The sequence below is a fragment of the Oligoflexia bacterium genome (assembly GCA_034439615.1).
Taxonomy (GTDB): Bacteria; Bdellovibrionota; Bdellovibrionia; order JABDDW01; family JABDDW01; genus JAWXAT01.
The window spans coordinates 1-12,281 of sequence record JAWXAT010000069.1; the positions used below are offsets into that span (position 1 = coordinate 1).

The 12,281-nt window shown below is 38.8% G+C and carries 11 protein-coding genes; 10 read left to right on the forward strand and 1 reads right to left on the reverse strand.

The annotated features are described in order from the left end of the window. Nucleotides 1–188: 188 nt before the first annotated feature. From tgt to SGI74_14705, 9 genes are all read left to right on the forward strand, one after another. Nucleotides 189–1,298: a tRNA guanosine(34) transglycosylase Tgt gene (gene tgt, locus SGI74_14665; GenBank protein ID MDZ4678736.1), complete on the forward strand. Its 1,110-nt coding sequence runs from the start codon at nt 189–191 to the stop codon at nt 1,296–1,298. 45 nt (nt 1,299–1,343) lie between these two features. Further along, nucleotides 1,344–1,664: a preprotein translocase subunit YajC gene (gene yajC / locus SGI74_14670; GenBank protein MDZ4678737.1), complete on the forward strand. Its 321-nt coding sequence runs from the start codon at nt 1,344–1,346 to the stop codon at nt 1,662–1,664. Further along, on the forward strand, nt 1,661–3,352 hold the full coding sequence (secD, locus tag SGI74_14675; GenBank protein ID MDZ4678738.1) for a protein translocase subunit SecD: 1,692 nt from the start codon (nt 1,661–1,663) through the stop codon (nt 3,350–3,352). The genes yajC and secD overlap by 4 nt, the downstream gene beginning before the upstream one ends. 10 nt (nt 3,353–3,362) lie before the next feature. Next, nucleotides 3,363–4,364 (forward strand): protein translocase subunit SecF, encoded by a 1,002-nt coding sequence (gene secF / locus SGI74_14680; protein MDZ4678739.1) that lies wholly within the window; start codon nt 3,363–3,365, stop codon nt 4,362–4,364. Between the two features lie 23 nt (nt 4,365–4,387). Then, nucleotides 4,388–6,094 carry a single-stranded-DNA-specific exonuclease RecJ gene (recJ, locus tag SGI74_14685; protein MDZ4678740.1) on the forward strand — a complete coding sequence of 569 codons (1,707 nt, stop codon included), beginning with the start codon at nt 4,388–4,390 and terminating at the stop codon, nt 6,092–6,094. Between the two features lie 78 nt (nt 6,095–6,172). After that, nucleotides 6,173–6,553: a hypothetical protein gene (locus SGI74_14690; GenBank protein MDZ4678741.1), complete on the forward strand. Its 381-nt coding sequence runs from the start codon at nt 6,173–6,175 to the stop codon at nt 6,551–6,553. Nucleotides 6,554–6,596: 43 nt separating this feature from the next. Continuing rightward, the gene (gene queC / locus SGI74_14695) at nt 6,597–7,271 is read left to right on the forward strand and encodes a 7-cyano-7-deazaguanine synthase QueC (protein MDZ4678742.1); all 675 of its coding nucleotides are present in this window, start codon (nt 6,597–6,599) and stop codon (nt 7,269–7,271) included. 75 nt (nt 7,272–7,346) lie between these two features. Then, a complete protein-coding gene (locus SGI74_14700) occupies nt 7,347–7,889 on the forward strand; it encodes a DUF366 family protein (protein ID MDZ4678743.1) in 543 nt (180 codons plus the stop codon). A 203-nt stretch (nt 7,890–8,092) separates the two neighbouring features. Next, entirely contained in the window at nt 8,093–9,442 is a 1,350-nt protein-coding gene (locus SGI74_14705) for a glycoside hydrolase family 71/99-like protein (GenBank protein MDZ4678744.1), read from the forward strand. A gap of 7 nt (nt 9,443–9,449) precedes the next feature. On the opposite strand, the gene SGI74_14710 is transcribed toward SGI74_14705, so the two are convergent. Beyond that, a complete protein-coding gene (locus tag SGI74_14710) occupies nt 9,450–11,294 on the reverse strand; it encodes a M23 family metallopeptidase (protein ID MDZ4678745.1) in 1,845 nt (614 codons plus the stop codon). 269 nt (nt 11,295–11,563) lie between these two features. On the opposite strand from SGI74_14710, the gene SGI74_14715 reads away from it, so the two are divergent. Continuing rightward, on the forward strand, nt 11,564–12,281 hold a 718-nt coding region (locus tag SGI74_14715; protein ID MDZ4678746.1), incomplete at its 3' end, for a hypothetical protein.

The following is a 12,281-nucleotide window of genomic DNA, read 5'->3' on the forward strand; positions in this document are numbered from 1 at the left end:
AATTGTTTGGCTGAATTTAAATAACTAACCACACCAAGGCTGGTAATTAACAAAAGTGCTGAGGCAATTATTGCCTCAGCCATGCCGAGGCCTTTTTGAGAAAATAGAGGATGTTTATTCATTACCCTTAATGGTAGGGGAATCATTCAATTGCGGTCAAGGTACTTTATTGATAGATACCTCAACGTATGAACAAGTTTAAACTTCTTAAAACTGATGGCCAAGCCAGAAGAGGTGAGCTCACTACACAGCACAGCGTCGTGCAGACACCTGTGTTTATGCCTGTGGGCACCAAGGGCACTGTGAAGGCAATGCTGACTTCAGAACTTGAAGACATCGGTTTTGAAATCATTTTGGGTAATACCTATCATCTCAATCTCAGGCCCGGTGAAAAACTTGTAAAAGATCTCGGCGGTCTTCATAAATTTATGAATTGGAACAAAGCGATTCTTACAGACAGCGGTGGCTTTCAAGTTTTTAGTCTCGCAAAATTGAGAAAACTCACAGAAGAGGGCGTTAAGTTTCAAAGTCATTATGATGGCTCGCCTTGTTTTTTATCTCCTGAAGTGAGTATGCAAATCCAAATGGATTTAGGCAGTGATATTATCATGGCATTTGATGAGTGTACTCCGTTTCCTGCAACTCGTGAACAAGCTCTTGAAAGTATGGAACTCTCTATGCGCTGGGCTGAGCGTTCAAGAAACGCCATGACACTTAAGAGCAGTTTGTTTTTTGGAATCGTTCAAGGTGGAATGCATCTTGATTTGCGCGCTCAAAGTGTTGAGGCGCTAAAAAAACTAAATTGTGACGGAATAGCTATTGGGGGGTTAAGTGTTGGTGAGCCAATTAATATTATGCATGAGATGGCAAATCTTGTAACTCCATTATTACCGCATGATAAACCTCGATATCTTATGGGTGTGGGCACACCACTTGATCTACTTATCGGAATCAACGCAGGGGTTGATATGTTTGATTGTGTGATTCCGACACGTAATGCTCGCAATGGAGCACTTTTTACAAGCCAAGGAACCATCAGCATTAAACAAGCACAGTACACAAAAGATGAATTGCCATTAGACCCCGAGTGTACTTGTTCGACTTGTCGACATTACTCACGGGCCTATTTGCGACATTTGTTTATAAATAACGAAATTCTTGCGAGCCGACTTCACACTTATCATAATTTATATTTCTACCATTCTCTGATTAAACAAGCGCGCAAAGCGATCGAAGACGGGCAATGGAAGTTGTTCTTTGACAATTATCTACGACGCTACGCGACAACCCTTGATTAATTAAAGAAGAAGTGGGAGTTTCAAAGCCTTGGAGGTAATCCCATTATGTTTTCATCAGTAGCATTAGCCCAAGCTGCGGGCGCTGGAGCGGCTCAGCCTAGTATTTTTGAAATGTTGTTTCCGTTTGCAGCCATGATGTTTATTTTTTACTTTTTGTACGCACGCCCTCAAGCTAGACGTCAAAAAGAACAACAAAAATTATTAGAAGCCCTTAAGCGTGGAGATCAAGTTGTTACCACCGCTGGAATTTTTGGAACCATCACTGGCGTCACAGATAAATATATAACCTTAGAAATTGCCGAAAACGTTCGCATTAAAGTTTTACGTACACATATAGCTGGAACCATCAAAGAGGGAAATCCATGAGAGGCATCACCGGTAGAGTCGTCGTCATCACACTAGTTTTACTTTTGGCGATCATGTTTTTTGTTCCAAATATTGCCAATATTTCTTGGTGGCCAACTAAAGATAAAATTAAGTACGGCCTTGATATTCAAGGTGGACTCTATTTAGTTATGGGCGTTGATGTTCCAGCGGTCTTACGTGAAAGTACTGATCGTTTGGCAGATACAATCTTATCTGTTGCTAAAGAAAAAAATGTACCCATTGAATCTGCTGCTCGAAAAAAAGATAACCCAGATAATCTTGATATTGAAGTGAGATTGCCCGCCGGTAGCTCTGATAAACCAATTCGTGATTTGTTAACCACTCAATATGGTCCAAATCTTTTGGTAAATGGCGACGCTCCAGTTTTGAGCATTCGTTATAGTGATATCTATATTACAGAACTTAGAAAAAGAACCATTGATCAAAGTATTGAGACTATTCGAAACAGAATCGATGAGTTTGGTGTGAGTGAGCCCAGTATTACAGCCCAAGGTGATAATAGAATTCTTGTGCAACTTCCAGGAATTCAAGATGCCACACGGGCAAAAGAATTAATTAATCGTACTGCGCGTTTAGAATTTCGAATGGTGCAAGATGGAATGTCTGCTCAGCAATTAACTGCTTTGGTGGCTGACGCTGAAAAGGCCGGTAGTTATGATATAAAGTCAGTGAAGTATAGCGAGTATATCAAAAAGCTAAATGAATCTGTTAAAGGTAAAATTCCTCCTGGAACAATCATTCTTTTTGGAAAAAACGAAAATGCGACAAATCTTGAAACAGGAAAAGTTCCTTATTTGCTTAAAGATGAAGTTCCACTTGCAGGGAATAGTTTAAAAGATGCGTATGTGGCGATTAATCAAGAATACAATGAACCTTACGTGTCTTTGAATTTTAATGCTGATGGAGCTGCCAAGTTTGCACAGCTCACTGGTGAGAATATTAATAAAAATCTAGCTATCGTTTTAGATAACGTTGTTTATTCTGCTCCAAATATTCGACAAAAAATATCAGGAGGTAGTGCTCAAATCACCTTAGGCGGTGGTAAAAACTATCAAAGCCAAATGGATGATGCAAAAGGTATTAGTATGGCGCTTCGTGCGGGTGCATTGCCCGCAAGTCTTGAGCAACTTGAAGAGCGAACTGTTGGGCCAACATTAGGACTTGATAGTATCAATCGCGGTAAACGCGCTAGCTACATCGGTGCGATACTCGTTATTTTATTTATGCTTATTTATTACCGTGGTGCAGGCATCATAGCCGACGTTGCACTTTGCATTAACGTCTTTTTAATTTTAGCAGTGTTAACAGCACTCAACGCAACGCTCACATTGCCAGGTATTGCGGCTATTGCTCTCACCATTGGTATCGCTGTTGATGCCAACGTTATTATCTTTGAGCGTATACGTGAAGAATTAAGAAATGGGGCGAGTTATAAAACCGCCATTGATCTTGGTTATGACAAAGCTTTTTGGGCAATTTTTGATTCTAATTTATGTTCAGCAATGACAAGTATGATTTTGATGCATTATGGAACAGGCCCAGTACGGGGTTTTGCCGTCACCTTGGTAATCGGAATTTTCACCTCAATGTTCTCCGCTGTTTTTGTAACGCGTACATTGATTGACATCTTAGTCGATAAAGTCGGCTTAAAGAAATTAAGCGTTTAAGGGAGCAATGATGAAAAACACAAAATCACATTCAGCACAAACAGAGCACCAGCCAACTCCCAAAGAAGAGCTGATTAATTTTAATTTCGTAAAATACATTGGCATTTGGGGAATGATCAGCGGTGGCTTAACTGTAGCTTCCTTGATTTTGATATTTACCAAAGGTTTTAATTACGGAATCGATTTCGCAGGCGGTACAGAAGTTCAAGTGCGATACGCGCAAACAATTAAGCCTGAAGAAGTTCGTAAATTTACTGAAGATCAGGGTTTTAAGAACGCCGTAGTTCAACAATTTGGTTCAGGCGATAGTAATGAATATTTGATTCGCCTTGAAGCAAAGCCTGGTTCTACTGAAAAAGAAACCAACGAAAATCTTCAAGTTTCAGTTAATAAGATTCAAAATTCTATCAAAGCCCAATGGCCTACTGCTGAAATCAGACGTATCGACACGGTTGGGCCTCAAGTGGGTAATCAGCTTAAGCGTAATGGTGTTTTGGCTATGTTTTATTCACTATTATGTATTTTAATTTATATCGGCCTTCGATTTGATTACAAATTTGCTCCTGGGGCCGTTATTTGTCTGTTTCATGATAGTGTTGTGACATTAGGTATTTTGTCACTCTTAGGAAAAGAAATTAACGTTCAAATCTTAGCAGCAGTGTTAACTATTATTGGTTACTCACTTAACGATACAATTGTAGTATTTGACCGTATTCGAGAAAACCTACTTCGCTATAAAGGAAAACCCATCGCAGAAATCATTAACACAAGTATTAATGAAACCATGGGGCGTACAATTTTAACAAGTTTGACTGTCTTCTTGGCGACCTTGTCATTGTATTTATTTGCAGGTGGAGTTATCGAGGAATTTGCTTTTGCGATGCTCATTGGTTTAGTGCTTGGCATTTATTCTTCAATTTACATCGCAAGCCCTTTAATTATCTTAGTTGATAAGCTCACTAAAGGGACTGTCACAGCACCGGCTCAAACAAGAAAACCTGCTAAAGCCTAAATTAAATCAGAGTGGGGGAGATCATGGATGTCATAAAATGGGCCCCGAGGCTTAAAGCCTCATCGGGTACGCATCAACTGACTTCATCTCCCATGCCCATGCCACCACTTATGTGGAAGTGGTTAATCGCTCGTGGTTTTGAAACAAAAGATCAAATTCAAGAATTTCTAACGCCAAGTCTTTCAGACATTAAAAATCCTTTCACACTTACAGATATGAACCTCGCAGTGGATCGTTTGCTTTTAGCTTATCAAACACAAGAAACGATTTGTGTTTACGGTGACTATGATCTTGATGGCAGTACTGGAATTTCATTAATAGTCGCAGGCCTCAAAGGTCTTGGTTTTAAGAACGTAAGTTTTTATCAGCCTTCTCGATTTTTAGAGGGTTACGGGATACATAAAGAGGCCCTTGATATCATCGCAAAGCGTGGGGATAAAATCGTTATCAGTGTTGATTGTGGTATCACAGCCATCGAAGAGGCTAAACATGCAGGTCTGCTTGGGCTTGAATTAATTATCACAGATCATCATCTTCCTAGGCAAAGTGATAGTGGAGTTTTGCTTCCTGAATGTTTAGCCGTTATTAATCCAAATCGTGGAAATTGCACAAGCTCACTTACTTATTTATCAGGTGTCGGTGTTGGGTTTTATCTTTTGATGGCAATCAAGAGTCGGCTGCCGAATTCAAAATTTGATCTTAAATCGTTATTAGATTTATTTGCCATCGGCACAATCAGCGATATGGTTCCGCTTAAAAAAGAGAATCGTGTACTTGTAAAACATGGATTAAAAAATCTTTCGTGTACACAGCGACCAGGCTTACAAGCGCTTTTGCAAAAACTTGGTCTCATTGATCGTGAGCTTGATAGTACTGATGTTGCTTTCTCGATCGCTCCAAAGCTTAATGCTCTTAGCCGGCTTGAATTAGATATTAGACCCTTAGATGTTTTGATGTGCGAAAATTTAACTCAAGCCCAAGTCATGGCTGAAAAAGTTGTTGATCTCAATACCCAACGAAAACATCTGCAAACAGAATTAGAAGATCGTATAACTGCACAATTAAATGAAGAATTAAATCAACCCGTCATTGTGCTTTCAGCAAACGGTCACGCTGGGGTTGTTGGTCTTGTTGCCACAAAAGTTTCTCAACTCACAGGAAAACCAGCATTCATAACGGCTTGGCATAACGGGGAGGGTATTGGGAGTGCACGCGGTACTGAGGTAGATTGTTTGCCTGAGGGTCTTTCAAAAGCGAGTGAGTTTCTAGAAAGATTTGGGGGCCACGCGCAGGCAGCAGGGTTTTCATTACAGCCTGAAAATTTTGAGGGCTTTAAAGCAGCACTTATTGCTCATTATAGTCGGCGTGATTTAAAAGAAATATCAATTGAGCAAATCTATGATGTTGAAACAGAGCTTAATGAAATTAACGAAAATTTTATGAATTGGCTCAAACATGCTGGCCCCTTTGGGGTCGATAACCCACCTCCTGTTTTTAAAATAAAAGCCGTTCATGTGACAGGTGTGAAATGGCTAAAAGAACAACATCTTAAGCTTACACTCTCTGATTTAAGTACAAGAACTGAGGCTTTGGCGTTTTTTGCCAAAGGTAAGTACACTGTTGAAACAGGTGAAAAGGTTGATCTTTTTGTTGAGCCTTCTTGGAACTATTGGCAGGGCCAAAAGCGCCTCCAGTTGCTCATTCGTGGATTAAAACCGATCTCCCATTAAGATTTGGCTGCTAAAAAACTAGGCTTGTAGCTGGTAAAGTTTTTATGCTAGGTTGGGGCACCTTAAAAGGAGGCCTCAATGGCAAAAATTTCTTTAGATGTTGAAGAGCTTAAAAAAAACCTTAAAGCTACTGCCCAAACAGCAAAGGCACAATTTAGGGACATGGCTAAAAAAGCACAAAAAGATTTTTCACAAAAAGAAGTGCTTAAAAAAATTGATCAAGTTGTAGATATTGTAAAATCTCAAGAGTTTTTTAAGAACCCTCGTGTTGTAGAGATTAGTCAAAAAATCATGAATCTCTCTGAGCAGCTTGAAAAAACTGTTACAAAAAATGCAGCGAATCTTTCTAAAAATGCAAATCTTATCGTAGAGCAAGTTAGAGAATCAGTTGGAAAAGGTAAGAAGAAAAAAACTGCAAAAACATCAGGCGCAAAAAAACCGCAACCAAAGAAAAAATAAAGTTTTATAAGCCGAAGTTGTAACTTAAGAAGTAGTTGGTTTTATGTCAGATTTAAAAGAGCCCACTCAAACGCATATAGTTTTACTTTCGGGTGGGCTTGATTCGGTTGTCAATCTTCACTGTGCCCATCTTGTGGGCAAAGTTCTTCGTACAATTACATTCAATTATGGTCAGCGATCAGTTCGCCAAGAAATAAAAGCTGCTAGTTTTTTTAGTCAAAAAATTAAAGTGCAACATGAAGTAATTGATATTCCTTGGCTCGCAAAACTTACTAATACTGCACTTGTGAATAATAAAGAAGAGCTACCTCATTTAAAAAATTTAGATGACATGAACGAGGGCAATGCAAGTGCGAAGGCTGTTTGGGTGCCTAATCGTAACGGTGTATTTCTAAATATTGCCGCGACGTTTGCTGAATCACTGGGTGCTGATTTTGTAGTACCTGGTTTTAATAAAGAAGAAGCAGCAACGTTTTTGGATAATTCTCAAAGTTTTATTGAGGCAACAAATAAAGCATTTTTACTTAGCACTATGTCACATGTTCGAGTGAAGTGTTTTACCACTGATTTAGATAAGACGGGGATGATCAAAAAAGCAGTAGAGTTAGGTGTAGATTTAGAAAGTGTGTGGAGTTGTTATCGAGATGTTAAAGCGCCTTGTGGGCAGTGTGAAAGTTGTCAGCGTACACTTCGTGCACGAAAAGCAGTTGGCGTATAATAAACTTAATAACTGTGATGTATAATTTGGTATTTAAATTGATATTTAATCGGAGATAATTTGAAGTACAAATTTTTGGATAAGCAAATTGATTATAATGGCACACAACTTCAAAGTCGTTTTGCATATATGAATCATGAAATTTTAGGTGATTCTATTATAGCTTTTGTAGGTGCTTGCGATATTCCATTTGAACACATGGTAGATGGGGAAGACGTTTTGGCAAAGTCTCCTATCTGTGGTTCAAAAATGCTCCACTTTATTATTGAAGAATTTAGTCAAAGTTTAGAATTAGCTGTCACAAGACAACGCCTATTTGCATCAATTGCACGAGATGAAATTGAAAAGCTAAATAGTGAAAAAAAACTAACTCGTGATGGCGATGATTTGTTTCTCAACGATAAAAAAATTTCTATCAGTATTGCCACCGTTTCACCAGTGTCAGCAGTGATTCATTTTGCAATGAATATTTCAAACGCAGGGACACCCGTAAAAACGTTATCCCTTGAAGATCTTGGTTTAAATACCCAGACTGTTGCAGATGTTATTGGTGCTCGATTTATTGATGAAATACGCACAATAAAAGAGGCATGTTGTAAGGTAAATTGGGTGAAATAAATTGGTTAAATAATCGCTCAATGAGATTACAAGTGTTCATAACTACTACAAAATCACTGAAATTGAGTAAAACATCCACTTCATTCTAATTCTGTAAGTACTCGAAAATACTAGTAAAACGCCGCTCACCCGCTTGTGAGGAATTTAAGCCATCTGGTATGGCCCTTGCTGTTTAAAGATGTAAGGGAAGGGTGCGGTAAGGGATGAAAACCCCCAGTGTTTTCAAATTTAATACGTCATATGCGTATCGTAAAGCATCAGCTTTTGGGCTTGTACTGGGATTAGTGTTTCTCACAAGTTGTGCTGGGAATTTATTTTTACCCTTTAACAAGTTTGCAAGAACACCACAGCCTACTTTAGGTACTCAGCCACCTGTGAACCCGCCTGCACAAAAAGATTTTTTAGAACAAACTTTTGCAGGTTATCAGGGTTGGTTTACAACCCAGGGTTTAAGTTTTAATAATAATTGGACACATTGGGCAGGTTCGAGTTCTCCATCACCTACAAATATCACCTTTGAGCTATACCCGGATGTTAGTGAGTACTCAATATCTGACACCACACTCACTCAACTTGGTAATCTTGGTAACGGACTACAATCAAGATTGTTCGCCTCTGATCGTGACGGTGTCGTTGATGTGCATTTTCGTTGGATGTATGAATACGGCGTAGATGGTGTTGCACTGCAAAGATTTGTTTCTGAGCTATCTAATGCTACTTATCGAGAATTAAGAAATCGCATGGCCTTAAAAGTTAAAGCTCATGCTGAGAAATGGGCTAGGTCATTTTACTTGGAATATGATATTTCAGGTTCAAATGAATCAACGCTCTTAAGTGATATTCAAAATGATTGGACCACCTTAGAACCACAACTTATAAATTCTTCGCGCTATGCTAGACGAAACGGTAAACCCGTAATCGCACTTTGGGGATTTGGCTTTACCGATCGCCCGGGCACTACATCACAAGCGCAACAACTCATAACGTGGTTTCGTGGGAAGGGTTTTTACGTCATTGGGGGTGTGCCTTATCAGTGGCGTAGTGAAAATGGTTCATCAAAACCAGGTTGGCTTGCGACTTATTTATCTTATGACATGATTCAACCTTGGGCCGTGGGTTCTTATTCATCGGTCGCCAGTTTGCAAAATACTCATCTAGCAATTCAATTATCTGACAAACAGCTTTGTGATCAGCATGGGCGCCAATATCAACGGGTTATATTTCCAGGTTTTGCTTGGTCAAATTGGAATGGTGGAACCCCAAATATGATTCCAAGAAACGGCGGCGATTTCATGTGGAAACAAGCATTTTTTGCTAAACAATTAGGTGTAACTGCTTTTATTGCTATGTTTGATGAATACGATGAGGCAACGGCAATTGCGAAAGCAGCAGAAAACGCATCCATGCGTCCTGCTGCCCAGAATTTCCTTACTCTGGACGCTGATGGTTTTAGTTTATCATCTGATTTTTATTTACGTCTCACTCGCGAAGCTACAAAAATGCTTAATGGTGATCAAACCTATAGTTCTACTGTTCCAATTACACATCGGTAGATTTTTTCTAGCGTCTTTTTGCCGGTGGTTTCCTTTTTGTGGTACTTCTATTTATAGCGGGTGGTGTTTTTTTAGTTGTTCTCCCTGATCTTAAAGATCTTCGGCGGCTTTTATACTTAAGAAATGGATAGTCAGCTTTCATTTCATCAAGAGCTACAATTCCATAAGGTTTTGGGAGATTTCCAAAATTACTAAAACGATTTCCTAACTCATTTTTAAGTCTTTCATCAGTTGTATAGCTGCAAAGTCCTGCGCTGATTATAGGATGTGCTTTAGAATTACGTGCTAATACAATGGCTGCGTTTTCAAGTTCTGCTTTTTTCCGGCGATAACACATTTCATCAAATTCTTGGTTAAACTCAGTCCAACTTACAGCCAGTGTATGATTGGTGAGTGCATCTCGGCGAGATCTGAAACCTGAATTAACGGGTGCTGTTTCAGGTTTTCCATCAATTGGAACTCTGACTTCAAAATGAAGGTGTGGGCCACTTGATCTTCCAGTACTTCCTATGATGCCAATGACTTCACCTTTTTTAATTTGAATTGGCTTAGTAAAAAACTTCCAAGTGTTTCTTGTAACGCGACCATTAAATATTTTGTAAGATTTTAAATGGCGGTATGCCGTATAAATAAATTTTCCAGTGTTTGGAATAGGATGTTGTAGATAAATAGTGTTTCCACCTGAACCAAACCAACCTGCTGCGTAAACGAAACCATCCATCGGGGCTATAATTGATTTATCTTTTAATTCGCGAGCACTGATGTCTGTGCCTTCATGGAATCCATATCTTCTGGCACCTCCCGGGTAATGAACCCCACCACTGGCTTGATTTCTTCTTAAATATTCTTCAACGCTTGATTCTGTTTTTGGCATCGCGGTTAGTAATACTTTTGGTAGATAAAATTTTTGATAAGTATTCTCTAATCTTGGACCTGGGAAGTAGGGGAATAAAGTTTCATTAATTTTGACATTTCTCAATGGAATATCGATTTGAATATTACGTGGAATCATGACTCCCCGAATAACATGAGGGGGGAGTTCTTTACGCTCAATTTCATCATCGTCAGATTCTTCTAATTCTTCAAACTCATCATCAAAAATCTCAGTCATAGGCTTAATAGGAGAATTTGGATTTAAGGGTATATAGGTTTGTGGAGCTCCCGAGGTGCCTGAGTTTGTACTCGTTGAAGCATCGGTTGGTTTTTTATTAGTAGTATTATCTTCAGTGACGGCAGGTTTTGTAAGTTGGGGTAAATCACCAGGTATTATAACCGGAGTAATGATACCGTTGTCTCTTGCTATGTCTACTTTTAGTGTAGAGTCCTTCAAGGGCATCTGTTTCATTCCTATAACGATGAGCTGATTGTCAATTTCAAGAAGCATGAAAAAAGCTTCATGACCATTGCGAAGCTTTCCGACTAAACGTTTTTTGATGATTTTCATTTCTTTAAGCGCATGAAGTGTTAACCCGTTAAGTACGTTTACAATTTCATGTTTTCCGCTAGCACTGAAAGTAACTGTTCCAGTTAGTTTTTCATCTTTTACAAAGTTCTTAAAGTGATTAAATGAATTACAGATATTTGTTCTTGGAATAGACATATCTATTATAGTGCTACCTTTATAAGCGGGCATGGGGTTTTCAATTTTCCCGGGTTCTAATAATGGTAAGAGCTGTTCTTTATTAGCTTTTGGCTTAACCCCCTTTAAAAAGATTAAGGCATGACCTTCTACAACTATGTCATTATCTATGCATTTAACTTCGGTGGGTTTTTTATCAGCGTGTGCGATCATCCCAGTACTTAGAGTACTGATGATCAATATACTATAGATACATTTAAGCCACATCTGCATAAGAACATTCCATATACAAACTTGGGGCCGTTTAGATGATCGGTCTCATATTCAATCAATTTGTTTACAGGTGTTTTTAATTAACACTAATGCCAAAACAAAAATTAAAAGTGACACTTTTGAGCGAATTCTAAGACCAATTTTGTTTCTTCTTTTCACGGTAGATCAGCGGCGAGGCCTTTATTTAATTTTGAGCAAACCAATGGGGTGGCGCACCCTTTGCTCAGTTAGGTCCGTGAGTTGATGTCATTGCCAATATAGGAGATCGTATGAAGAAGTTTTTGGTAACTAGTTTATCCGCGGTTGTTGTGCTGTCAGTACTCTCAGCATGTGCTCCGAAAAAACGTGTAACAAATCCTGCGCAGCCAGCTGGAGACACATCAGTTGAAGATGTAACTGGTTTAAAAGCAGCCCCTGCCCCTGCAACAGATGCGCAATTAGATATTCCTCAGAAAATTGTCAGTGAGAATTCAAATGATCTCAGTAAAGGCAATCGCCTTGGTGTCACAATAACTCGACCCGAAGCGGGTGACATACGAGTTGAAACTTTAAATCAAGGTGAAGGCAAAGTTGAAACTTCAGTAGTAAATACAAAAACAGGTGTTCCTGGAAAAGTACACTTTAGTGAACTTTCAACAAATGGCGCTGCACGTAATGTAGTTGCTGAAATTTTAAATGATGAAGGCAAACTGGTTAAAATAGAAGTTTTCAGTTGGAATGAGAAATCTCTAAAAGTGGTCGGCAAATTAAATGTAAAAGACATGCCTGAACAAGATTTGGGTATTACCGATGCTTCATTCACAGTTATTCGATACACGGAAGATGGTGCGGTGGCTCCATTTGACACTTTAGAAATAAATAAGATTGTTGATGAAAGCAAAAAAACATCAACAAAGCCACTTGAAGTAACTAGTACTATCAAGAATGAAAAAATAAAAACTTTATTTCATAATATTCCTGAAATTAAAGATAAAGAAGGAAATACCC